The organism is Lachnospiraceae bacterium GAM79, from assembly GCA_020735665.1.
Classification (GTDB): Bacteria; Bacillota; Clostridia; order Lachnospirales; family Lachnospiraceae; genus Coprococcus.
Map to the genome: position 1 here is coordinate 1,981,189 of CP085928.1, position 24,270 is coordinate 2,005,458.

Genomic DNA, 24,270 nt, shown 5'->3' on the forward strand with positions numbered 1-24,270 from the left:
ATGTTTCGGGGCGATTTTCAAGGAAAATACGGCCATAGAGCCGCTTTGAAATGCCCCATAGTATTACGGACGGGGCAGACTACACCCCGCCGATTTGTCGTGTTTGGGTAGCGTTTTGGTATCAGTTCTGCCGGGTTGTCCTGCTGTCGTTCCTGCCCCTGAATCTCACAGCGGCGTTTCGTTCCCGTTGGTACGCTCGCTGCGGTCAAGGTTCCTCCATTTCCTTGCCGCAGGTCGTTGCGCTACATCGCCGGGGAGCATATCCCATCAGGCCGGTCATTCGATTGGAAATAATCCATCGATGAACTGACTTAATCATAGCTCATTTTTGAACCCTTTCCCGTATGTCCATAAAATAGGAAAACCGCCCCAAAATCGAAAAATTCCACGATTTCGGAACGGTATATGGTATAATAAGGAATAACAGCGGCAGCCAGCCGCAGGAAGGAGCGATGTGTTTATGAAAACCCGCATTTCCGTACAGGAACGCCTGAAAGATTTACGGGTGGAACGGGGCTTGAATCTGGAAGAACTGGCACAGGAAACCGGCATTTCAAAATCAGCCCTCGGCAGTTATGAAAACGACAACGACGAATACAAGGAAATTAACCACGGCAGCCTGTTGAAGCTGGCAGACTTCTATCAGGTGTCGGTTGACTATCTGCTCGGCCTTACCAATAATCGGAGATATGAAAACACCCCGATAGAAGAATTACATTTGAGTGATGAAGTCGTGGAACTGCTGAAAAGTGAACGCTTCAATAACCGGCTGCTGTGTGAGATTATCTCCCATGAAAAATTTAAGGAATTGCTGGCAGACGCAGAAATCTATGTGGACGGGATAGCAACCATGCACTTCCATGACACAAACAGCTCACTGGCTGCTTTACGGGCTATGGTACTGGAAGAACACCCCGAAGCTGCGGCAGACCGGGCAATCAAAGTGTTGGAAGCCTGTCAGATAGAGGAAGAAGATTTTTTCTGCCATGTGACGCACAAAACATGGGACGTCATTCTCCATGATATACGCAAGGCGCACGAAAATGACAGCGAAAGTGCGCCGGATACCACGCCTGCCGATGAACTTATACGGGAAGTACAAAAGGCCATGCAATCTCCGGGGGACAGGGTTCAGCAATTCACGGAGATATTCTGCAAGGCGTTCCGGCTCAAATACAAGCGGCTCTCACAAGAGGAACGAAGCCTTTTGAAAAAGCTGTTCAAGAAATCCCCGCTGATAAAACAGTCTGGTATGAACTTCCGGCGCAGGCCGTGGAAATAAAAACAGCCGTTGTAGGATTTTGTTCCTACAGCGGCTGTTTTTATTTATGAATCTTCTCCAACAAAAGACAGGATATTTTCATCAGTTTGTAATGTAATTGTTGCGCTTTCTGAATCATCAGAATAAACTCTTGTTCCATATACGCCTGTAACAGGCTCCTCTAAATTTTCAAAAGTTAATCCGAGTTTCGAAGAAGAATTGTCAATCTTTTCAAGCGAATATGTACCTGTCCATTCTTGTTTATGAGTGTTATCTGTTAAGATAAAACTTTTTTCTTCAAAACTCAATGTCAAATCCAATACTGGTATGTCATCATGCACTGAACCTGAGAATAACATATTACCATCTAAATCAGTAATAAATTCTAAAGACCAGTTATATGATGATACCGACCGAGTTTGGGAAGAATCACACGAACATAAGCCTACACACATAAAAAAACATACGCATATTGCCAATAACCGTTTCATTTTACCTATTACCAACCTTAATTCACAACTGTTTTGCATTTAATTAGGGAAGTGTCACAGGGTAAGAAATAGCGAAAGCTCCACCGCCTGCCAAGGCATTATTAGCGGTAGCAACACCAGAAACAGAAACCGTTCCCTTATCTCCGCTATTACCTGTTCTTCCAGTATCCACATCAGTTTCGATTGTTTCTTCACCGTCGGCTAATTCTGCAAATGCCGTATTGGTGGATTTTTTGTTCATAAGCACATTAACTGTACCAGTCATACCAGTGAACTCCGGTTTTGGAGATTCATACCACGGTACATACAACTTCACATGAACTTGAATCCCATCATCCTCATCATAAGTTGCATAAGAGTTAATACGAACATTAGCGACTGCTCTTTTGGTGACACCATCGGAAATCATAACATCGGTTAAGTATCCGTCATATTCTCCAATGACTACCGGCTGTTGAGTATCCGTTATTTCCGTTGTTGTTCCCGCTGCAAAAGCAGGAACCGCACTCACAGAAAAAAGCATACAAAACGCTACCAACGAGGTAAACAATCTTTTACTAAATTTTTTCATAAACAATGCTCCTTTCTAAAATGACCAGAACCTACATTTTTTGTATTCAGTTATTGGCAATATGCTACTAACCTGCAAGCACACTCTCAAATCATAAAATGTTTCAAATGTACTTGTTTTATTTTATGATAGCACTTATTTACATTGGGTACAATAGAAAATATACACCATTAAAATTTAATTTTTTGTGCAAATCGAATCAAATATAAAATTATATCGCTTTAGATATTGTCCTGTTCTAATTTAATCACATTCATAATACCACAATTCAAGGCTTCACAAATGCGAACCAGCGTTTCCATGCTGATATTCTTTCCCTTGCCCATGTTGGCAATCATATTTGTGGTAAGACCGGCGGCAAGCCGCAAATCCTCTTTCCTCATGCCACGCTCTTTCAGTGTGTTCCATAGTGGCTGATAACTAATGTGCATAGGCTTCCCGCCTTTCTTTCCATCGTCAAGTGTTTTATACCCATTATAGCAGAAATCTTGCGTTTCCACAATATTTCTTGACTACACCGCCGGTTCCGTCTGGATTGTGCTTTTCCTTTCTCCGCTTTTATTACATCTAATTAGCCATGAGCTGCTTCATGCCCTGTGACTTTGCTTATGTGTGATAAAGAAGTAATAGAAGTGTAAAAAATTTTGCCTTTCCTATCCGGTACTTGTCTTTGGTATCGGATAGGGCAGGCGGTCATTCGGGCAAGTCCACCTTGCCGACGAAAGAATAGTAAATCTCAATATCCTGTCTGCGTGTGCCATTTTCATCGTAGCTGCACTCATGCACAACGATTTTCTCTACAAACTCACGTAAGAGGGTGTGGGTCAGTTCTTCAAAGTTCATGTGCTTGCGGACAATGTTCATAAACTTTTCTGCGTTTACGGTAGCTTCCTGTGCTTTGGAAAGCTCCGCCTGTATTCTGGCAACACGCTCTTTCAATTCCTGCTGTTCGGCTTCATAGTCTGCCGAAAGCTCCGTGAAACGCTCGTCAGAAATGCGACCGCTTACGCTGTCCTCATACAGCCGCTTGAAAATAGCGGAAAGTTCACCGATACGCTTTTCGGCAGCTTCCAGTTCCTTTTTCTTGGCGGCGTTCCGGCGTTTGCCGCCGTCCTCGTTCTGCTCGATCAGCAGCTTCATAAACCGGGCTTCATACTTTGCCGCATAGCTCGTCACTTTCCGTAGATTGGAGAGAACGCCCGCAGTCAAAAGGTCGGTGCGGATAAAATGTGCGGTGCAGTCATGGGTGCGCTTTTTGTAGTTCCCGCAGATATAGCAGTCCTGTTTCCGCTTATCGGTCTGGTAACGCTGCTGATACATGACGCTGCCGCAGTCCGCGCAAAAGAGCATACCAGAGAACAAGCCCACTTCATCATAGCGGTTCGGACGCTTGCGCTGTTTGCGTAATTCCTGCACACGCTCCCATGTCTGGGTGTCGATGATAGGCTCATGGTGGTTCTCGAAAATTGCCTGTTTCTCAATGGGATTTTCTATGCTGTGCTTGGTCTTGTAGGACGGTTTCTCCGTCTTGAAGTTCACCAAACAGCCCATGTACTCCCGGTTTTCAAGGATATGCACCACGGTATTTGTCGCCCATTTGCACTCATAGCCGGGGTGATAGCGGCGTGTGCTGCCCGTCCTGCGGTATTCCAGCGTTCCCGGCGTTGGGATTTCCTGCTCGGTCAGCATACGGGCTATCTTGGTCGGACCGTTCCCGGCAAGGCACAGACGGTATATCTGCTTGACCACGGGTGCGGCTTCCTCGTCAATGATGAAGTTTTCGTCCTCGTCCATGAGGAGCCGTACACGGGTTTGCTCGTAACAGGCTTGCCGCTCATGCCTTTTGACCGTTTTACAGCTTTGATTTTCTTACTCGTATCTCTCACCAGCCATTCGTTGAAAATGTTCCGCAGAGGGGCAAAATCATTGTCGCCCTGTGCGCTGTCTACTCCATCGTTGATGGCGATAAAGCGGACTCCTTTTTGTGGGAAAATCATCTCGGTATACATTCCCACCTGCAGGTAGTTTCGCCCTAACCGTGACATATCCTTTACGATAACGGTAGCCACTTTCCCGGCTTCAATGTCCGCAAGCATGGATTGAAAGCCCGGTCTTTGGAAGTTCGCACCAGAATAGCCATCGTCCGTGTACCAGCGCAGATTGGAAAAGCCGTTCTGCTTTGCGTAGGTTTCAAGGATACGCTTCTGGTTGGAAATGGAATTACTTTCGCCTTGCAGCTCGTCCTCATGGGATAGTCTTGGATAAAGGGCAGTGATTTTCTGGGTGGTCTGTCTTAACATAAAATCCTCCGTTTCCGACAGCCAGCCCCACTATTCCGTATTTCGATTATACCACATGGGGCGGCTGTCTGTATAGCGGCTTCTGCTTCTTTACCGCCCGGTAAAATGACGATTTTTCTGTGCGGCTTGTAGCGTTAGGGCGAAAGCTGGGCTTTGTGTCCTGCGGCGGCTTCCGCCTCCAGCACTTTCATCATCTTATCGGCTGCTGTGTCGGTGGTATCTTTTTTGAAAAAGCCGGAAACGACAAGGACGGTGTTGCCCATGCGGATCTCTGTCACGCAGTCCGGGCGGCGTTCCGGGGTGGTGTTCTGCTTGTTCTCTGCCATAGGCAACTCCTTTCATTTCATCAATTCTTTTAGTCTGTTCAGCTTGGCTTGCGCCGTTTCACGGCGGAAGTTCTCTCCCGTAAAGAGGATAGGGGCGCACATTTCCAAAAGGCGGTCATAAATCCGGGCATGGGCGGTGTCCAGCGGATTTTGCAGGCTGTCCAATGTCAGATTGGTGGTAACGATTAAGGGCTTGCGGCTGCGGTAGCGGCTGTCAATCACATTGTAGACCTGTTCTAAACCGTACTCTGTGCCGCGCTCCATTCCAAAATCATCAATGATAAGCAGAGGAAAACGGCAAAGACGCTCGATATACTCGTTGCGCCCCTCAAAGCTGGCGGTCAGGTCATTCAAAATCGCAGAGAAGTTCGTCATGCGGACAGCGACTTCCTGCTCCATGAGGGCATTAGCGATACACCCGGCAAAATAGCTTTTTCCTGTGCCGACCTTGCCCCATAGCAGATAGCCGATATTTTCCTCGCGCATGATTTCCCAATGCTCCACATAGAAGTGTGCAATCTCCATTTGCGGGCATTTCCCGTTGTCGTTGGCGAAAGTCCATTCCTGCATGGTAGGATTGGTAAATCCCCGGCGTTTCAAGTCCTCCACGGTGTCAAGGTGCTTTCTGCGCTGTTCGGCGGCTTCACGCTCCAAACGCTGGGCTTTCTGGCAGTCACATTCTGCCGGGTGGCGGTCACGCCCAAACAGGGCGGCTTGCTTTTCCGGGAAGTAGGCTTCTTTCGGAGTGTGACACTTGCCGCAGTAAAGCAGTCCGTCCTCGCCCGTGTAGTCCTCCGGCTGTGGGGTAACAGCCGCCATATTCAAAACTCGTTCTGTAAACAGATTACTCATAAGCTCTCGCCCTCCTTGCAGGCGTATTCGGGTATGCCCTGTTTCGGGGCAGCCTTTGCGGTATCGTCTGCCGCCCATCTGCGGATAGTGGCGGCGTGGTTTTTATATTTCTTGCCCGTGGACGCGATATAGCCGGAAAGCCGCTCAATGTAGTACGCCCATTTTTCGGGCAGCTCCGCTTGCAGTTCGGAAAGCTCCGTATCAGTCAGAAATACATTCTCATATCTGCCATAGCTGCGGGCGATGGCTTGTCCCTTTAACTCTCCCTCTTTTTCTAACTCTATATCTATCTCTTTCTTTATCTCTATCTCTGGTGGACGAATGTCGGACAAATGTCCGCCATTTGTCCGCGGCGGCAAAAGTGCCTTATTTTCAAGCCTTGCGGCGCGTTTCCGTTCCGCTTCGGTAGAGGATTGACCGATCATCAGCTCGATGTCGGTCATATAAAGCAGCCCGCAGTCAAGCTGCTCCACAAGCCCTAACTGCTGGAAGATGGCTAATGCCCGTTCCACCGTCCCGATTTGGTGACGGGTCAGCGTGGCTATCATCTGGGCGGTATAGGGGATATGCTCGTCAAGCTGCAATCTGCCGCCATTTTTCAGCGATTTTAAGTACAGCTTCAAGAGGATATTGGAATACAAAATCCCGTCTTTCATGTCCTCCAACAGCACAATGGAATCGCTGTCGAAGAAGTTTTCTTTCAGTTTGAGGTAGTAATATTTGCGGTTATCTGCCATTGGCGGTGTCCTCCCTGTGTTTCCATCTCTTAGAGAAATACCGGGGGCAGAGGACGATAATCGCCCGGAAGCTCTGCTTGCAGCCGTGTGTGCAGCCCCGGCAAAGGTCATTGTAGGTAATACGGTTTCGGTGGTTGAGGAAAAAGCTCCATTCCAACCGCCGCTTTTTGCTCATGCGTGGCATTTCTCGCTCCTTTCTGCCGTTTCCGCTGGTATAAGCGGATAGGTCGGTAAAAATGTAGTTTCTCGGTGTCATTTTCGGGGATTTCCTGCGCTGTGCACCCCGTTTCAAAGGTGGGCAGTATTGCGGATAGGGTGCAGGGCATATCCCCGTTTTGGTATCGTTTCGGGGCGGTTTTTAACGCTCATGTTCGTGCTTTTTCTCTCTGTCTTTCTCGCCTTGCAGGATTTGAGAAAGATTGCTTTTCACGGTATGCAGCTCCTTGACACGGGCTCTTTTCTCCCGGTATTCGTTGTAATGGGCGTTCTTTTCGGCGGTAAGCCGTTCGATTTCCGCTTGCAGGGCTTTATGGCTTGGCAGCTTGGAAACGCCATGCGCCCGAAAATAACGGGTGGCTGCGTCCGCTATGATAAAATCGCTTTCGTGCCGTTCCCGGTAGGCGCTGCGGGCTTTTTCCGTTTTCTGCGCTTTCAGACCGTCACGGGCAGGCTTGGTCTTGGCATAGGCAAGCACCTGTGTCTGAAGCTCCTTTTTCTCCCGGATAGCAGCGTCCAGGGCTTTCAGCTTGGCGGTGCTGTCCTGTAAATCCGCATTGGCGGATACAAGGGCTGCGTCCAGCTCCTCCGGCGAATAGCCGTACTGCCCGTAGGCGGCAACGGTAGCCGCCATTTGTTTCAGATTGTGGACTGCCGCCCAGCAATCATAGCCCGCGCCCTTTCCCTCCGCTCGCTTCGCTGCCCGGTCAACCATGCGCTGAATACCGTCCTTTTCCGGGGTGGTTTGGACAGCTTTTTTGCCCTGCAAACGCTCCCTTATGTTGCGGGGGTATTCGGGTACGGTTGCGGTCTGCTCGGCGGCTCTGTGGGCGTTCTGTTCCAAAAGGGCAAGAACGGCAGCGCGGTCAAAATCATCTCCCAGCTTGCGGGCGGTAATGGGCTTTGTCCTGTCCGGCGTGAGGTAGGATAGCCGCCCTCGGCTCTCCTTGACAGTCACGCCCTGTTGCAAGAGAACGGCGGCGAACTCGCCATAGCTTGCGGCAGAGGACAGCGCGGTGCGTATGGTCTGCCGCAATTTTTCCTTGTCTGTTTCAAACTTCGTGGGCTTGGCTGGCTGCTCCTCGGCTGGCAAGGCAGCAGCTTCCTTGTCCAGCTTTGCCTGCCCTTTCCGCTGCGCCCAATACTCACGCTCGGTAATGCGGTTTTTGCTGCCATGCAAAAGGTCGATTTGATAGAGATTTTCCCGGTGGCACAGCTCCATGACTTCGGCTTTGAAGTATTCCATCGCCGCGTCTGTGCAGCGGTGTTTGCACCCGGTGCGGGTGTCTGCCGGTCTGTCCATGTAAGGCAGGAACGGAACTTCCTCTATCCGCAGAGAATTGATAACGATATGCACATGGATATTGCCGCTGTGGTTGTGTCCGTCCGGGTGGGTGCAGACAATGGCTTGGTGTCCGGGAAACTGCTTCCGGCAAAATTCCTCGCCCAACGCCTGCGCCCGGTCTACGGTCAAACCGTTGTCCACCGCGTCCCGTGGGTCAAAGCTGATAATGTAGTGGTGGCTTTTTACATCTTCCCGCTTCTGGTTCTTCCCATAGCGGAGATTGGAGCGCATACAGGCAACGGCAAAATCCTCGTCGCCGCAGTTCAGCGTGGCTATTCGATAGTCCTCCCTGAGCATGAGCCGCCCGTTTTCATCAAGGGTGGGCTTCATGGTAAACTCGTCATGTTCAAAGGTGAGGTACTGCTCGGCTGCGCCATAATCCGCATTTTTAGAGCTGATATGTTTGAATGTTGCCAACAGCGTCACCTACCTTTCGCAGGACTTCAAACTTCAAGGCAGCAAGGTCAGAAATGGCGGCGCGGACTTCAACGGACAGGGCGTTGTATGGTGTGCCGTACTCGTTGAGGGCGCGGGCAATCTGATTGAGGTTGCCACCGATTTTTCCGTATTCGGCGGTCAGCCTGCCAACGGCGGACAACAGTTCATCATTGACCGGGGAAACGGTAACGATGGGGCGAATGGTCGCCCGTGTAATGGCTTGCCGGATAAATTCGGCTTGGCTCATGTCATAGTGTTTCAGCCGCTCGGTAAAGTCGGCGTATTCTTCCTCGGTCATGCGGGTTTTGACCACATGGCAGCGGTGGGGTGTGTTGTATTTTTTCTTCAAGCGTTGACCTCCTTTCTCGCCCGACAGGGCGCATGAGCAGGGTTTGGGGAAGGCACTCCCCAACAAGATTTACCAAAGGGGCAAAACCGCAGATATGCGGATTTTGGCACCGTGGTAGAATCTTGCTCTAAAAAACTACCGCTTTCCTCGGCGGCTCTGGTTTGCGGATATACTGGCTTGCTCCACCAATATAGCGATTGCGGCGGCGTGTTCTGCCCGCTGTTCACCACTACAACGGTGAAAAGGGGGCGTTTTGGCAAACGCAGCGAAAATTTTTTTATTTTCCCTGTCTGCTCCCTACAACAATCCGGCGGTGTGGTTTGCCAAAGATTTTTGAAAATGGGCGCAAAAAAAGCAGTAAACCTTTTCAAGATTTACTGCTTATCTGCCGCTGTGATGGGCGGCGGTATTAAATTGTCAGCCGTTTTTCAAATGGAATTTATCTGCAATCGCTTTCTTTCCGCTTTCCAATTCCTTTTCTGTAATCTTCCATAATCCTAACGCAATGATCTGCTATCTTTTGCATTCCGAGTTCTTCAAAAAAGGCAATTTGTATTTTCATCAGTTCTTCACAAACAGTCAACTTCTGCTCATCCATATTGCTAATAGCAAGCCATGGGAACGCTTTATATTTCTTAGTGTCCCCAATGAGAAAATTGTACCCTATCAACTCATTTTCACGGAAAACGAAATAGAATTGTGGGCCTGAACCTGGAACTGACTTTTCCATAATTTGCTGCATTGTTCTCACGCCGCCGTATGCCGGAAAAAAACCTATTCGCTCAAGAGCATTTAATATGTCAATCCTTTTATCTGTGGGTATGTCTCTATAATTGATAATCTGTTCCATTTGCTCTACCCTCATTGAAGTTTAATTTGTCAGGCTCTAATTATACAACTTTTCTGTTTAGCGGTCAAAGTGGAACTTCAACAGGCTTTCTATCAGTTGCCTGACGATATGCTCCTGCATATCCGTGTTAATCTGTCCGTCCATTTTCGCACAAGAGCGGACATATCCCGCATAATGGGATAGGACGGCGGCAACAGCTTCCGGGTCGCCCTCGCTTGCCTTAACGATTGTCTCATAGGGAAGTAGCTGGCTCATAGGACAAACCCTCCAACTCTGCCCGTAGCCGCCGTAAAATCATCTGAATACGCCGCCCGGTTGTGTTGCCAGCCCGTCCATATCTCCGTCCAATCTCCCTATGCGTCAATCGTTGGAAGTAGTACAAGAAAATGATTTCCTGTTCCATCTGTGATAGTGCGGACAGGGCTGCGGCAAGCTCTGGACTTTCCAAAAGCACCATCTGACCACAGACGAAAAGCGGATAGCTGGTCATGCCGGATTGCTCCGCAAAGTATTTATCTGTGGTACTGAATGGATAGTGTTTTTCTTCTATCAGATATTCAAGCGAGATTTCCCGCTTGCGGCGGCTCCGTATGCTCCGGGCTGCGTCTATGGCAGCGTGGCGAATAACAGTCTTGCAAAAGGCATCGTGTGTATGCCGGATATGTTCTTGATACTTTTCGTGTTCGGTCATGGAAAATCCCCCTTTCTGAATAATGGCAGAGGGCGGCAGCATCTTGTGCTGTCGCCCTCTTGATTACCGAACAGCAAAGACGGGCGGGGCTGTCAACGGCGGCGCATTTGCGCCGTTCATCTTGACCGTTGACAGGCTCGGCTGGGTTTGCTATCTGCTCACGGCAATTCACTCTCATTGATAGGAATTGCCTCAAGTTCCGTATTCAAATTGTTCCAATAAGAGCCGATATCCGCACTTGTGAAATACTTAAAACCGCCTGCTGCTGACTTCAATTCGCCGTTTTTAACCCCATAGCAGGCGTAAATCAAATCGTAGCTTGTTCCATCTGAGAGGTTAAATCTAAAGCTGGTCACATCTGCTCCGGCAGTTTCCTCAGTCGTTTTGTCTTTTAGGGATAAGCCCTTGAACTTATCATACAGGGTCTTTATATCATTTTCAGCAACAACTACTTTCTTTTCTGCTGATGCAGGCACTCCGTCATAGTGGTACATTTCAACGTTTTCGACATCTTCAACCTCAAATGGGAAGTCGATTTTGACAGGCTCATAAGCAATGTTTATAGGTAACAGAAAGAGAGCTGTAAAAATTGCAATGATACAAAGAGCGATGGAAACGAGAACAGCAATCGTTATCTTTTTTCTGCCTCTCTGCTTTTCTTTTGCCTCATGGCGCATAATAACGCTTTCGCTTTCTTCGTGAAGAACATCTTCGCTCGTGTGAGAAAGCAATTTCTGATAAATTGCGTTACAGTCAGCACAGGCGTTCAAATGCTCTTTTACCATCTCTGCGCTTGCTTCGCTGCAAGCATCGTCAACATACAGCGGAAGAATATCTCGAACAATATCGCATTGTTTACTCATGCTTTTCATCCATCCTTTCTTGAATTTTTAGCTTTGCACGATGATAAGTAACTCTCGCCCATGATTCTGTTTTTCCAAAAATTGCAGCGATTTGTGAAAAAGATAGTTCCCCGAATACGCGAAGCTGAAAGACTTCTTTGTATGGTTCTTCCAAACGGTGAAGAACGAGGTGTATGCGGAACGCCATGTCAGAATCTGCAACTGAGTTCTCAACATTTTCATTTGATGGCAAGTCATTGATTTCACTCACATCAGCTACTCGCTGACGGCTTCGCATTTCATCATGGTAAAGATTTTTTGCTATGGAGCAGAGCCATGTCAATTCATCTGACTTACCTTTGAATTGTGATGTTGTAGAAACAGCCTTATAGAATGTGTTCTGCGTGATTTCCTCTGCTATCTCACGATTTTTGGCAAGAGAAATAGTATACGAGTATACCTGTAAATAGTAGGCTTTATAGAGTTTTTCATAGTCCATACTTGTCATCACCTCCTTCAGCTTCATAGGTTAGACGGAGAAATCGGAATTTCGTTACAAAGAAGTTTGAAATTTTTATACCTTTACGCTACTCTTGCTTTGTGCGGACTATTGGTAGACGCGCATTAACGGCAAGTAAAGAGATTGCTGTGTCAGCTTGATATGTTCAAATGCTAATTAAGTATAGCATACAGCTATGAATTTTTCTATTGCGTTCCCCTGACTTCGGAATAGTGGCAGGGCTGGCTATCCTTGTTTTGCTTTGTGCTTCTCTACCGTACATGAGCATTTGCACCCGGGTTATCATTACCATAACCTTCAAGCAGATTTACAACGCCAAGAACTGCAAGACCACCGCCTACTGCAATGATAACGACCTTGAGTGCTGATACACCGCTTGTAAGGAACGATGTATAGTCAAGCAGGATAAGCAGGTTTGCAAGCAGCTTGTGTGAAGCAAAAAATGACGCAACACTTGAAAGTAAGTTAGAGCCTGACATGGCAGTCATGGCATAATTCATAAGTAAATTCATAATAAATAATCTCCTTTTAATCTCTTATTTTTCGACCCTCCGTGATATAATAAGAGCGGTCTATTGTGGTGATAGATCAGGAGCAGCGGCAAATACACACATGAAGGATTCTCCCCTCATTTATTCTTTTTACTGTAAAGCCGCTGCTTCGTTTTGCTCTGCTTTCTTCATCATCCCGGCTTCCTCTATGGCAAAGTTCACCAGATCATCCGGATACTTCACTCCGGTAAGGTCAAGTTCTATGAACTTATCCTTCTTGGAAAACTTCGGTCTGCCATATTCGGAAACATATTTCTCAATATCAAATTGATTTTTCTTGTCAAAATCCGAAAGCTCTTTGTACATCTCGTGTGCGGTTATATCAACCTTATCTGAAAAGAACGGTCTTACTCCACGCACCTGCAATATACATTTGCCGCCATCCATAAGAGCCAGGCGGTCTTGGCTCATAAGCTCTCGTCCAAGTTTCTGATAGTTCAGACCATAGGACTGAGATGTTCCTCTGGTATCAGATGTGTTGTATGTGTCAATAGTTTCCTTACCCAGCACTTCCGACAGATCTTTTAATGTTGACTTTTCCTTGCCACCTAAAAACAGAAATGTATCGCAGTTACCCTCGATCGTCTCTGCGTTATCCTTATAAATTGACTTTAACTGTGCCTTAGACTGTAGGATAATGGAAGCCGATATCTCTCTGCTTCGTATGGTTGCAATCAGCTTGTCAAACTTCGGAATCTGTCCGATGTTTGTGAACTCGTCTAAGATACACCTAACATGTACCGGGAGCTTTCCATGGTATTCATCGTCTGCAATCGTACAGAGCAGATTGAAAAGCTGTGTGTACATGATTGATACCAAAAAATTAAGGGAATCATCTGTATCCGAAATAATGACAAACAATGCTGTCTTTCTTCTACCGATGTCCCCTAAGTCGAGTTCATCATATGCTGTTATCTCCCTGACTTCCTTGATGTCAAATGGTGCAAGTCTCGCACCACAGGAAACCAGAATACTCTTGGCTGTCTTACCTGAAACAAAATGTCAAAGACTTTTTAGTACCCATACATTTCATTGCATGAAAAAAGCCACTGTAGATTTCTCCACAATGGCTATAAAGTCATTTTTATTCACTTTTGATTTTCGGCAACCTCATGCCCAAACTGGAATAGGTTTGACACTTTATTCGGGACTGAACTCCTTATCGGTAATGACATAATGAAATTCATCTGCACCAAAGGTATCTTTGTCCAGATCTGTAATAGTAAATGTAGTTCCATCAAATTTCATATAGCCGCTGGTGCCGTCAACAACAACGCCATCTTTTACAATGTCCAGATAAACAATTCTATCGATGCTATTCAACTCATAGGCCTGCCAACCGTCCACACCCTGAAAATAGGCTGTAACATTGGCAAACGGTTCATCGTTTTCCTTCTTGCAGACAAGATAACTGGCACTGTCCTCCGATACCCAGGTGGCAGTCATTCCCCAAGGACCTTCCGTTGATACATATCTCCCAAATTTATGGTCGTTGGTACGGTTAATTATGAGTCCTACAAAAGAACCAACAACGAGTACAAGAATAAGCACAACGACACCAACAATGATTTTTACATTCTTCCTCATGATAAATTCCCCCTTCCATAAATTCATCTGTTAAGAATATTCTTATTTTTCGCTCTTATTGAACATACTAATTATACCACAATATATGCAAGTTTTCCATATGCTTTTCTACCTATGCCGTATGCTGATTTGCCCTAACATCATTCTCAATCAGCCTCTTTATCTTGTCCTTCATGCTTTCTTCGGCATCCTCATTGAAATGCACTCTCACAACATACATTGTGCCACCTATCTGCTTTCTGAGTGCTACCGGTGTGTGTGATTTTCTATTCTCCATTTGTGTTCTCCTTTATGTCTGCCTGGTAAGGAAGAGCCTCTTTCAGCTGACAACCGGAAGCTGACAACCGACCTCTAAAAACTCTCAATTCCTTTTATTTATAGTTACTTTTCCTAAATTTACTTTTTCTCAAATATTCCGTTGCTTTCGTTGTCAGAACTATATATATCCCTTAAAAACATAGTAAATATAAGGTTTTATAGAACATAGAACCGACAACGGGGTTGGCAACGGGATAGACAACCAGCCGACAACCTATCAGGCATTTATCTCTCCATCCACTCCGGTGGCAATGATAACTGCTCCATCTGCTCCTTGGTTATCGGTTGAAAATCCTGACCTCTGTTGTCAGGCTTCTCCCATCCTTTCTGCCTGCGGTATGGTTCAGGAAAATGTCTTGGATTACTAAAGGCAATCCAATCACTGCAGTTATTCATAATGTCATTAATCTCACGAATTTCCCATTGTGCCGGATTTCCGTCATTTCCCAATGCCTCAGAATATAACTGCCTTGAACATACCATGCTTCCCTCGTAATGCTCCAAATAGTCAAGAATCAGCTCTTTCTTGGTATCTTCCTGCATAAACTGCTTCTGATACTCACAAAGCTCTTTTTCCATCTCTTTCGGAAGCCTCAGCTGGCATTTGCCACTCCTGTAGATTTCCATAGCCTCTGCCCACATCTGGTCGATATATTCCCTTGATGTCTTTTCATCATCGAGTATATGAGTTTCCGCCTCTTCCATATTGCAAAGAATAGGCAGAAATCTTCGGTTTCCCGACCTGTCCATAGGCAGGAAATCCAGCGAATTTGATGAACCGGCAAACACGCACTGCCTCTTGTGGTCTTTGGGATGCCTGTCGTATGGGGTCTTGTAAGTGTCTTTCTGTCTGCTCATAAAGGACTTGGTATCTTCCACATTCTTGGCATTGAGAATTGCCACCATTTCAGGGAACTCTATAATCAGATGCCCCTGTATTTTTCGGTATACATTATCATCATCCATTTTCTTCAAGTCATCCGTAAACCAGTCATCTTCCATGGCAAGGAAACGCAGAAAAGTGGATTTACCGGCTCCCTGACCACCTACCAGGCAGAGCATTACTTCAAACTTGATGCCCGGGCATGAAATTCTTGCTATCGTCCCTATCATAAAAAGCTTCATTACCTCATAGGTGTACTCACTGACCTCTGCCCCTAAGAAATGATGCAGTGCATAGCGTATCCTCTCCCTGCCATCCCATGTTATGGAATTGATGCGGTCAAGAACCGGATGGTATCTGTTTTCATTTGCCACGACCTTTATCACATCCTCAATCCGCTTTTCGTTGGATAATCCATAATGCTTTTCAAGGTAGACAACAAGGAATTTCAAATCAACATCCGTCAGGCTGTCGCTTTCACGATACCATCCCAAATCCCTTGTAATGTCGATTTTATCCGTAAACATGTTCAGACGGAATGCACCCTGCAGATTAGGGTCATTCATCAAAATCAGACGATAGTTACCGACTGTTTTCCTGACTTCTCCCTTTTCTGTGCTCTCCAGCATCGCCCTGACTTCTCCGATACTCTTCAATTCTTCCTGCAATCGACTTCACCCCCTTTCCAATGTCAGAAACAACAGAAGCTCTGTCAGGGATATCCTTTTCAAGGAGAGTATCAAGCTGATATTCCACTTTACTGATATTCTGCAGAGCTTCTACAAAGCAGGGATGCCATTCCTCATCCATGCTCTTCAGTGCATATTCTGTTTTCCATTTCCTTAACAGATGATAATAGTCTGACAGAACACAAAAACACTGCTTCTGCTCTTCATCCAGTATCTGCTCCGGTGTTTTCTTTGGTGCCATCTTTTTCGGTGGTGCCCGGTTGGTTGCGTCATAATTCAGTCCAAAGTCAGATGCAATCTTCATTGCAGCTTCCTTTGGTGCAAGCCCGAAATATTTTGCCACAAAATCTATCGCATCTCCGGTATCTCCACAGCCGAAACAATAGTATCTCTTATCAATCTTCATGCTGGGAGTCTTGTCTTTATGAAACGGACAACAAGCCAGCCCACTCCGGTTGATTTTGATGCCATACTGCATAGCCACCTGCCTTGCAGTGACATTTTCTTTCACTACTGCAAATACATTCATGCTTATCCCAATTCCTCTCCCCTTGCTTTTTTGTGCTTTCTGTCATGTGTGGGTGGTCTTACCCACGGAATACCATTTTTGCTATACATCAGGTGTCCTCCTTCATTTTTATTTGAACTTCTGGACAACTTGTCCAAAAGCTGCTTTCCTGTTCTTTATCCATAAATGCACAAAAAAGAGCATTCATGCTTTTTACACATAAATGCTCTGACGCTGTTTTATTATAAAATTGTCTTATCTGTTGTTCCCTACAAACTGGAATTTGACTAATTATTGTGTTTTAATGATTCTATAAACTACCCCCAATTGAGCAGGGTATGTTTCTTGAATCATTCCATTAAACCATATTGTAACGATATCTCCCACCTGAACATCTTCCGCTAAATTTTCTGCCGATACATAATACTCTCCATCATTCATCTGACAAAAGCCTTCAGCTGTACTCACATGCGTTACAAGAAGTTCTCCATCATCGGTAATTTCTTTTACTTTTGCATTAAAATTGATAACCTCTATTGGAATAGACGTATCATCTTTTTCAATATCTCTAAATATGATTCGTTCGTCATCAATGACTACTATGAGCTGACCTTCAGAACTCCTTTGATAATGATATCCGCTTCCGAAATTTGATTGATTATTTTCAGATGGTAACTCTGTCCCTGCCACTGTTGACACAATTTCTCCATCCATTGTTCCACAACCAGGCATTGACGCTACATATCCTGTGTCTTTATATATAACACCATCAACCATAACACATGGAGGATATGAGCCAGTATCTGCTATTTGCTCATTTTGTACTACATCATCATTTTCTTTATTTTCTGTTTCTACGGACACATTTCCAGACACAGGTTCTTTATTTTCTTGATTCGTTCCACATCCAGCCATTCCCAGCACCATACATAATACAAGCAGATAGATTACTTTTTTCATAATACATGCCTCCTTAACTTATATTTTTTAACTCTATAAACTGGAATTTGCGCGTTTCTACAAGCGGTGCACAGGCAGGACGAAATCAGCCATGGGAGCTTGCTCACAATCGGCTGATTTTCGGACTGGATGTATAGCGCGCCAGCGCGACATGAGCATGAAGCGCAGCGTAATGCGAATGGCACCGCATTACGATAACATTTTCTCCTGCATTGGGTGTTTTTTTTCATTCCAAATATTCACCCAATCCTTCCCTACACATTCATCCGCAATTGGGGAATTTTTTCATATTTCAACAATTTCCCCATCGTCCTCTGAACTTCTTCCCATTTTGATTGGGTGATTTTTTCATATTGGAATTTTTCACCCAATATGCATCTATATATCCCTTCAACATTGGGTAATTTATGTCTATTTCAAAAATTTAATCAATATTCGTTGCCACACTTTTTCTGGCGTCTTCACGAAACGAATTTCACTATAACCAACAAACTGGAATTGTATATTAATTTTTCTTATTTAGTCTAATATGGAAATCGTTGGCTTTAGAACATTCTTCATATGTAAGATTAGTTTCATTCATTAAAAAACCAACGGCTTCCTCCTTTGTATTGTAATTAGATTTTTCTTTCATATATCTTAACAAATTGGTCATATATATTTTTCCGTACTTCTTCTGACAAACCGGCGTATTTTGTATCCAACACCTTTTTTACGGCTTCGTACTTCCTATTTTTATCTTCTATATCCGGACCACGGTCATAATTAAACCTCACATCATAAAAAATGTGTTTCATATCGTTACTTAAAGCTTGTAACACTCGAAATCCTTTCATAGAAAACTTTCCTTCTTTTATACCATTCTCCACACAGGGCTGTATCGCCCAATCCATCATAAACCAATTCTCCATTGGCATATTTACACCATATCCGGAATCTGACAAAAAGTCATTTATCTCATTCCAATTTATCTGTAACGGCAAATCGTTTTCTTTCGCAAATAAATAGTCATCACGCTGTAATTCCTGTTTTTTTCGCTTTCTTGTATTTCTTTCATAAACAATCCAGTATATTACCATTGCTGCTATAATACACACGCTAAATATCTTTGTAATCATGGTATTTCCTTTATAAATAATCAAGTATACTACGGTTACTACCGCAATACTTATGCTGAGTACCTTTATAATCAAACCATTCATTGTGTATCTCCCTATCACTAAAAATTGGAAATTAACAAGTCGACAAATTCAAATAAACGCGTGCTTTTATAGCTCGCCTCTCAAACGTGCTTCTATATCAGATGCCGTGTATAACACATCCGTTACAATTACCCTTTCGTCACGGATTGTGTAAAATACTGAATAATTATCGACGAGCATTCTACGCAACTCCATTCTCTTTTCCGGCTCAGAATCCATAATCCTAAATCGTTCCGGGAAAGTGTCTAATGTAAGTATTTCATCAGCAATGCGATTATATTGTCCCATTGCATTATCCGGAGCAAGCAAATCTATAGCAATATAATTGTATATATCTTCCATATCCTGCAAAGCTTCTTTTGTAATCTCTACCTTATAGTGCTTCATTAATGCCTCTCTCTAAATGCCACAAACGCACTAGCTGCATCCTCAACATTTCCTTTCTCTATATCGGCATATCCTTTTTCTAACTTTTGATGAATCTGTGTAACAGACATCATATCTGCATTCACTGAATTAGCCGCTTTTGGTAATACAACAGAAAAAGGAATTCCTCCTACTAATGATATTTGTTTTAAATACATATCTATAGCAGTAGCCATTGGTATCCCTAATTGTGCCAATACACTTTCTGCATTTTCTTTTACATCTGGATTTACTCTTATATTTAATGTTGCTGTTTTTCCCATAGAATACACCTCCATCTTTCTTTTATTGTAACGTCTTTTGCGTTACAAATCAATCTATGAAATATATTTTCGATGCGATAGCTTCACATTGTTTTGATTAACCATTGCATATCTGAGCGTTGTATCTATTTGCTCATGTCCCAGAATTTTCTGTACCTGTTCAATCGGCATACCTTTCTCAATTGCTCTGGTGGCCATAGTCCTTCTGAACTTATGTGGGTGTACCTTTTCTACACCTAACTTCTTCCCCATTTCTCGTAATCGTAACTCCACACCGCTTTCAGTAAGTCTACTGTATGGTTTGTTTAACGACACAAATAACGCTATATTATTATCTGTCCTTGATTCAATATAATTCAACAAATGAATTTTGGTCTTAGCATCAAAATATGCTTTCCTCTCTTTGTCTCCTTTGCCATCTGCGATGCATTTAATACTTCCGCCATGTCATTGATGATGTCATAAATTTCTCTACCCATAAGAGCACACTCCTTTTTGAAGGAGTATATCGTAGAAAAATCAGCGCATCAACAGAGCGTATTACTGGAATTTACCTTCCGCTCATATAAAATATATCAATAGCTTTACTTGCAAACTCTGCTGTGCCAACTCCTCCAACATCATCAATATTTTCCGTAAGTTCTCCTCCACCGGCATACATTCTTCCAAGACCGCATAAAATCTTATCAGAACATGTATAAAAATGATCTGTAATGTAATCCTGAAGTTTCCTTACCTGCAACTGCACCTGTTCATCTTCTGGGTCCATTTCTTTCATTTGTCCGAATTCAACAAATAATTGCATAAACTCATTTGCAACAGTAGCTTCATCATCTTTCGTCCAGTTCTTTGTTTTCTCTTCAAACTCCTTATACTCAGAGGTTTGTCCCCATTGTTCTTTTGCTCGTTTAGAATACTCATCAATCTTTGTTGTATCAAATACTTTAAAATCCATATATTTCACTCCTATTCCTTTTATTCCTCGAGCGAAACTAATAAGATTTTCAAGATGCTCTTTTTTCATAGTAAGCAATTCAATCTGCTGCTCTAATGCTTTATTCCTGTCAAAGTTAGGGGCATCAATTATCTTTTTAATCTCCTTAAGCGGAAATTCCAATTCTTTAAACAGTAAAATTTGTTGCAGCCTTTCCAAGGATGTATCGTCATACAGCCTATAACCTGACTCTGTATATTCAATAGGTTTTAAGAGACCAATGGTATCATAATACTGCAGAGTGCGTATACTCATTCCTGTTAATTTACTTACCTCATTCACTGTCATCATTGTCATTTCCTCCTCTCGATAAACATATCGTAAACTATTACGTTGCGTAGGAGTCAATAGATTTTCAAAGAAATTTTCAAAATTAACAGCTTGATAAATTCCAGTTGATATTTCACATATTTTAGGAAATTTAATAACTGTTATATTTAATTATCAAATTCTTCGCAAACCCTTGAAAATACTAAGTTTGTAGCAAGTGAGCTTTCCCTTACTCTTTCCCTTGTGTTATATTCTCACATTGGTTTTCATGAACCTTAATATGGGAAAAAATAAGGGAAAGAAAATTTCATAACACAGTATAACAATAACGACATGGTGAACTGATTGAAATGTTTTCGATATTTAACTCTATAACTGATTATTAAAAGAAAATGGAGATAAGATACGATGAGAACAATTTATGCAGAATACAACATAAATCACGATAGTATTGATGTTTACACAAGTGCCGGATATATGCTTCGCATTGATTGCTGGAAAGCTGAAAAAAATCTAAAAACCACATACGGATCAGAATGTGCGCTTACTTCATTGGCTGTGGATGAGCCTTTGGAATATGCAAGATTATATCTTGAGGGTAATTTACAGATGTGGGTAGATGCAGAAGACTCACTAGAGTTATAATCCTTATCCATATAAATAATATGCAAATATATATCCCATCAATATAGCGAATATACTGAAATAAAAGTATCTTTATAATCAATTTTAACCAAAAGAATATGTTCTTAGAGGAGGTGTCTCCCGAAAGAACATATTCTTCTATTATGGGTAATTATAAATATAGAACATGCTTTTCTTGTGCTACAATTTCTTCACTATGAGTTACAACAATAACTGTTTTTCCCTGTTCACTTAACTCATGCAATATATTCATAACAATCTCACTATTTTTTTTGTCTAAGGAACCAGTTGGTTCGTCTGCTAATACAATCGAACATTTCTTTAGCATTAAACGAGCTAACGCAACTCTCTGCTGTTCGCCACCAGATAATTGATAGACTTTTTTGTTAATTACTTTCTGTAAACCAACTTTTTCAAGAGCTTCATTTATTGAAATATCCGTTCTACCTGATTTTTTTATTATTTCTAGATTTTCTTTTACTGTTTTGTTTTCCAAAAGGGCAAAATTTTGAAATAAAAATCCAACAACTTCTTTGAAATATTTCTGCTTTTTTCCTTTTTTTGCCACATCAAAACCATTCACAATAATAGAACCTTTGTCAGGAGTTTCAATACCTCCAATCATATTAAGTAAAGTACTTTTTCCGCATCCACTTTCGCCACTAATTACCAAAAAACGGCTATCTGGAATTTCCAAATGAAAATTTTTGAACAAAATTTTATCATTATATGCTTTGCATAGATTTTCAATTGTTATCATAAGCAACCTCCTTTTAATGATTTCGGTATGTTTGTTTTTTCAACAATTGTGATATTAAAGAAAATAATTGTAAATTCTATTAGTGCCATAAATGAACTAACAAGAATGCTAATTCCTACTTCAGTCTGTACCGATAATAAAGAATAGATAAGCATACCTACTAATATCACAAAATTTTCCACTACAATCATTTTAAGAAGTGTTTTGTGCCGTTCAAATAAACTATATCCAAAGATTTTCATCAAGGAAATTTTCATTGCATTTTCTCGGAACTCTAGTCTACTTACTGTAACAATAATCATAATATTTAAAAGCAATACAATCGTACAAAGAGAACTTAAAAATCCCACGAGTTTTATTAAAAATGTGTGATTATATAAATACTGTTCATGTACGTTTGTAATTACTAGCTGATAATTTCCAAGCATATCTTCATACTTTTTGCTGATATTTCTTAGCTGTTTTTCATCACATTGAAATAAAACTGCTCCTGCTTTATAGCTTTCAAGATACCCACCATTGACTGCTAAATCTTTGTTTGCCTGATAAATAATTATCGGATTTTTGCTTTTTTCGATACCATTTATTCTACTTGTATCTAAATAGGAAAAGTATTCTGTTTCGCTATACTCTATGTACTGAATATTTAATTGTTGTAAATTATCATGATTTAAAACATGGCTCAAGGAGTCATAGGCTAATTGCTTGTTTTTAGCAAAATATCTATTCTTTGGAATGAAAATAATCAAATCAGAAGATTCATTCTCTACTGCATTTATCTGCTTCGTAAAACCTTGTAACATATCTTTTGCATGATTATTTACATATATCACATCATTTTTATCATTTAAAATATTCAAGCATATTACAGGCTTTAATGTGTTATATTCATTCTTGTATAGTTTATTCCAAAAAGCTTCTTCTTTTTCAGCATTAAAATCAGTAGTCTTTACGGTAAAATAATTTGCATCATAATATTCTTCTAACAAATGTTCATTTGTAAATAGGTTATTATGAATACTACTAATATTAGTGGTAATTGTAAAAACAGCGGCTACCCCTGCTATAAATTTTAACGAATAAATTAAAAAATCCACTCCTCTTTTGTGTGTTGCATTTGCGAATGCCTTTCTAATATCAAAAAAGCAAAAAGAACAATATGGAATAGTGGAAAGAATAATTCCAATGGAATATAAAATTGTGACGAGTCTATTCTCATATGCTCCCGATATATAATTTGACAGCAATATTTTTGCAACAATAAATAATGCAATGTCAAAAGTTACATCGAATAAAGCAGCCTTAAATGCTATGAAACCAGCACTTTCTCCTAAGGAAACTCGTACAACAACCTCTTTTTTTCGCCTAACCACTTCAATTACATTTAGAACAATCATCAATGCAATAATCATACCCCATATAATAAAAATCATGTCCTTTTCCGTAGAATTCCAATATTCTGGATAAGTTAAGCTATATTTTTCTGATAATTTCTGATATGCAGAGATAATATTGTCCTCATTTCCTATGTATGAGATAAAGTTTTCATAACCCACAGAGGTACTTTGCAATTCTGAGAGATTATGAAATTTTACTTTCGTAATTCCGGAAACTAAAGCGGTATATTCTGATTCTTCTATGTTTGCAGTATTTTTTAATGTTTGTCTGATTACTTTATCATCGCCATAAATATGAAGTGTTGAAAGGTATTTATTATTGATTTCATTGTACTGAGAAAAAATATGTACATCATTCTCCGTTGCAGTTTCTGATACATCTTTCAGAAACTGCGACATATCTTCACTAGCAACTTCATAGCGTGATGACGTAAAATATGCTGTAGAAAAGTTCCAAAGCTGATCTTGAAATATTTCAGATTGCATAAGTATTCCAAAAATCAGGAAACAAAACAAACATAAGTTTTTAATTGCTTTCATTTATTTCAACCCCAGATTCCATACTTTATTTGCTTTTTCAAATATCGTAGTCAATATTGTGCTATTTTCATCAACAATCCATTGATCTTCTTGATCTTCAGCTTTTTTGCTACTTGACAACATAATTTGAGTATTCAAATCCTTATAGTCATTAAATAGCACGCCTTGACTTATTCCTTGGTGAAATGGTTTTATCCAAATAATTAGTGCATATCGAACATCTGACTCAGCTATCGCAAGATTTCCATTCCAAAGCAAATAATCAGGGACAGACACACTATACTGGAATCCATCTTTATCTGTGTAAATTTTTACTCCAGATTCTTCTATTTCAGGGAAGTCTTTCTGAAATTCGTTATATGGTTTATAACTCCCGAAGTACCAAAATAAATTATAGCAACAGAACAAAATAACCAAAACAATTCCTATATATTTTATTTTTTTCTTCATTTATATACACTCCACAAAAAAGAGTGGTTGGAATTCCA

The 24,270-nt window shown here is 42.1% G+C and carries 29 protein-coding genes and 3 pseudogenes; 2 read left to right on the forward strand and 30 right to left on the reverse strand.

Features of this window, described 5'->3' with window-relative positions; all coding sequences use genetic code 11:
* Window positions 1-460: 460 nt before the first annotated feature.
* The gene (locus tag LK416_08825) at window positions 461-1,282 is read left to right on the forward strand and encodes a helix-turn-helix domain-containing protein (GenBank protein ID UEA73786.1); all 822 of its coding nucleotides are present in this window, start codon (window positions 461-463) and stop codon (window positions 1,280-1,282) included.
* A 44-nt stretch (window positions 1,283-1,326) separates the two neighbouring features.
* Here the strand turns inward: LK416_08825 and LK416_08830 are convergent, their stop codons facing one another.
* From LK416_08830 to LK416_08960, 27 genes and pseudogenes are all read right to left on the reverse strand, one after another.
* Window positions 1,327-1,752 (reverse strand): hypothetical protein, encoded by a 426-nt coding sequence (locus LK416_08830; GenBank protein ID UEA73787.1) that lies wholly within the window; start codon window positions 1,750-1,752, stop codon window positions 1,327-1,329.
* A 43-nt stretch (window positions 1,753-1,795) separates the two neighbouring features.
* Entirely contained in the window at window positions 1,796-2,323 is a 528-nt protein-coding gene (locus LK416_08835; GenBank protein UEA73788.1) for a hypothetical protein, read from the reverse strand.
* Window positions 2,324-2,544: 221 nt separating this feature from the next.
* Window positions 2,545-2,754 (reverse strand): helix-turn-helix transcriptional regulator, encoded by a 210-nt coding sequence (locus LK416_08840; GenBank protein ID UEA73789.1) that lies wholly within the window; start codon window positions 2,752-2,754, stop codon window positions 2,545-2,547.
* A 262-nt stretch (window positions 2,755-3,016) separates the two neighbouring features.
* Window positions 3,017-4,623: pseudogene (locus tag LK416_08845) on the reverse strand (recombinase family protein).
* Window positions 4,624-4,757: 134 nt separating this feature from the next.
* Window positions 4,758-4,949 carry a transposon-encoded TnpW family protein gene (locus LK416_08850; protein ID UEA73790.1) on the reverse strand — a complete coding sequence of 64 codons (192 nt, stop codon included), beginning with the start codon at window positions 4,947-4,949 and terminating at the stop codon, window positions 4,758-4,760.
* Window positions 4,950-4,961: 12 nt separating this feature from the next.
* Window positions 4,962-5,801: an ATP-binding protein gene (locus tag LK416_08855; GenBank protein UEA73791.1), complete on the reverse strand. Its 840-nt coding sequence runs from the start codon at window positions 5,799-5,801 to the stop codon at window positions 4,962-4,964.
* Window positions 5,798-6,538, reverse strand: a complete 741-nt coding sequence (locus LK416_08860; GenBank protein ID UEA73792.1) for a phage replisome organizer N-terminal domain-containing protein — start codon at window positions 6,536-6,538, stop codon at window positions 5,798-5,800. Before LK416_08860 ends, LK416_08855 begins: the two co-directional genes overlap by 4 nt.
* Window positions 6,528-6,722 carry a hypothetical protein gene (locus LK416_08865; GenBank protein ID UEA75897.1) on the reverse strand — a complete coding sequence of 65 codons (195 nt, stop codon included), beginning with the start codon at window positions 6,720-6,722 and terminating at the stop codon, window positions 6,528-6,530. The genes LK416_08860 and LK416_08865 overlap by 11 nt, the downstream gene beginning before the upstream one ends.
* A 174-nt stretch (window positions 6,723-6,896) precedes the next feature.
* A complete protein-coding gene (locus LK416_08870; GenBank protein ID UEA73793.1) occupies window positions 6,897-8,516 on the reverse strand; it encodes a relaxase/mobilization nuclease domain-containing protein in 1,620 nt (539 codons plus the stop codon).
* Window positions 8,488-8,886 carry a plasmid mobilization relaxosome protein MobC gene (gene mobC / locus LK416_08875; GenBank protein UEA73794.1) on the reverse strand — a complete coding sequence of 133 codons (399 nt, stop codon included), beginning with the start codon at window positions 8,884-8,886 and terminating at the stop codon, window positions 8,488-8,490. The genes LK416_08870 and mobC overlap by 29 nt, the downstream gene beginning before the upstream one ends.
* A 439-nt stretch (window positions 8,887-9,325) precedes the next feature.
* Window positions 9,326-9,751 carry a hypothetical protein gene (locus LK416_08880; GenBank protein ID UEA73795.1) on the reverse strand — a complete coding sequence of 142 codons (426 nt, stop codon included), beginning with the start codon at window positions 9,749-9,751 and terminating at the stop codon, window positions 9,326-9,328.
* Between the two features lie 42 nt (window positions 9,752-9,793).
* Window positions 9,794-9,991, reverse strand: coding sequence for a helix-turn-helix domain-containing protein (locus LK416_08885; protein UEA73796.1), 198 nt, complete (start codon window positions 9,989-9,991; stop codon window positions 9,794-9,796).
* Window positions 9,969-10,469, reverse strand: coding sequence for a sigma-70 family RNA polymerase sigma factor (locus LK416_08890; GenBank protein ID UEA73797.1), 501 nt, complete (start codon window positions 10,467-10,469; stop codon window positions 9,969-9,971). The genes LK416_08885 and LK416_08890 overlap by 23 nt, the downstream gene beginning before the upstream one ends.
* A gap of 116 nt (window positions 10,470-10,585) precedes the next feature.
* Window positions 10,586-11,290 (reverse strand): zf-HC2 domain-containing protein, encoded by a 705-nt coding sequence (locus LK416_08895; GenBank protein ID UEA73798.1) that lies wholly within the window; start codon window positions 11,288-11,290, stop codon window positions 10,586-10,588.
* Complete coding sequence (locus LK416_08900; protein ID UEA73799.1) at window positions 11,283-11,795, reverse strand: RNA polymerase sigma factor; 513 nt, start codon at window positions 11,793-11,795, stop codon at window positions 11,283-11,285. Before LK416_08900 ends, LK416_08895 begins: the two co-directional genes overlap by 8 nt.
* Before the next feature lie 245 nt (window positions 11,796-12,040).
* Entirely contained in the window at window positions 12,041-12,301 is a 261-nt protein-coding gene (locus LK416_08905) for a Maff2 family protein (GenBank protein UEA73800.1), read from the reverse strand.
* A 129-nt stretch (window positions 12,302-12,430) separates the two neighbouring features.
* Window positions 12,431-13,333 (reverse strand): annotated as a pseudogene (locus LK416_08910) (TraM recognition domain-containing protein).
* A gap of 147 nt (window positions 13,334-13,480) precedes the next feature.
* A complete protein-coding gene (locus LK416_08915) occupies window positions 13,481-13,927 on the reverse strand; it encodes a hypothetical protein (protein UEA73801.1) in 447 nt (148 codons plus the stop codon).
* A gap of 112 nt (window positions 13,928-14,039) precedes the next feature.
* Entirely contained in the window at window positions 14,040-14,204 is a 165-nt protein-coding gene (locus LK416_08920; protein UEA73802.1) for a transposon-encoded TnpW family protein, read from the reverse strand.
* Window positions 14,205-14,470: 266 nt separating this feature from the next.
* Entirely contained in the window at window positions 14,471-15,694 is a 1,224-nt protein-coding gene (locus tag LK416_08925; protein UEA75898.1) for a virulence-associated E family protein, read from the reverse strand.
* Between the two features lie 16 nt (window positions 15,695-15,710).
* The gene (locus LK416_08930; protein UEA73803.1) at window positions 15,711-16,346 is read right to left on the reverse strand and encodes a CHC2 zinc finger domain-containing protein; all 636 of its coding nucleotides are present in this window, start codon (window positions 16,344-16,346) and stop codon (window positions 15,711-15,713) included.
* A 270-nt stretch (window positions 16,347-16,616) separates the two neighbouring features.
* The gene (locus LK416_08935; GenBank protein UEA73804.1) at window positions 16,617-17,285 is read right to left on the reverse strand and encodes a YobA family protein; all 669 of its coding nucleotides are present in this window, start codon (window positions 17,283-17,285) and stop codon (window positions 16,617-16,619) included.
* Between the two features lie 617 nt (window positions 17,286-17,902).
* Window positions 17,903-18,487 carry a hypothetical protein gene (locus tag LK416_08940; protein ID UEA73805.1) on the reverse strand — a complete coding sequence of 195 codons (585 nt, stop codon included), beginning with the start codon at window positions 18,485-18,487 and terminating at the stop codon, window positions 17,903-17,905.
* A 66-nt stretch (window positions 18,488-18,553) separates the two neighbouring features.
* Complete coding sequence (locus LK416_08945) at window positions 18,554-18,874, reverse strand: type II toxin-antitoxin system RelE/ParE family toxin (GenBank protein UEA73806.1); 321 nt, start codon at window positions 18,872-18,874, stop codon at window positions 18,554-18,556.
* A complete protein-coding gene (locus LK416_08950) occupies window positions 18,874-19,176 on the reverse strand; it encodes a type II toxin-antitoxin system RelB/DinJ family antitoxin (protein ID UEA73807.1) in 303 nt (100 codons plus the stop codon). Before LK416_08950 ends, LK416_08945 begins: the two co-directional genes overlap by 1 nt.
* A gap of 54 nt (window positions 19,177-19,230) precedes the next feature.
* Window positions 19,231-19,608 (reverse strand): annotated as a pseudogene (locus LK416_08955) (site-specific integrase).
* 118 nt (window positions 19,609-19,726) lie between these two features.
* Window positions 19,727-20,461 (reverse strand): MerR family transcriptional regulator, encoded by a 735-nt coding sequence (locus tag LK416_08960; GenBank protein UEA73808.1) that lies wholly within the window; start codon window positions 20,459-20,461, stop codon window positions 19,727-19,729.
* Between the two features lie 387 nt (window positions 20,462-20,848).
* Here LK416_08960 and LK416_08965 point away from each other — a divergent pair, with 387 nt between their 5' ends.
* Window positions 20,849-21,085 (forward strand): DUF6061 family protein, encoded by a 237-nt coding sequence (locus LK416_08965; GenBank protein UEA73809.1) that lies wholly within the window; start codon window positions 20,849-20,851, stop codon window positions 21,083-21,085.
* Between the two features lie 151 nt (window positions 21,086-21,236).
* Here the strand turns inward: LK416_08965 and LK416_08970 are convergent, their stop codons facing one another.
* The 3 genes from LK416_08970 to LK416_08980 are packed head-to-tail and all read right to left on the reverse strand — an operon-like array spanning window position 21,237 to window position 24,232.
* Complete coding sequence (locus LK416_08970) at window positions 21,237-21,845, reverse strand: ATP-binding cassette domain-containing protein (protein ID UEA73810.1); 609 nt, start codon at window positions 21,843-21,845, stop codon at window positions 21,237-21,239.
* On the reverse strand, window positions 21,842-23,782 hold the full coding sequence (locus LK416_08975; GenBank protein UEA73811.1) for a DUF1430 domain-containing protein: 1,941 nt from the start codon (window positions 23,780-23,782) through the stop codon (window positions 21,842-21,844). The genes LK416_08970 and LK416_08975 overlap by 4 nt, the downstream gene beginning before the upstream one ends.
* Complete coding sequence (locus LK416_08980) at window positions 23,783-24,232, reverse strand: hypothetical protein (protein ID UEA73812.1); 450 nt, start codon at window positions 24,230-24,232, stop codon at window positions 23,783-23,785. It abuts the gene before it with no gap.
* Between the last annotated feature and the right edge of the window lie 38 nt (window positions 24,233-24,270).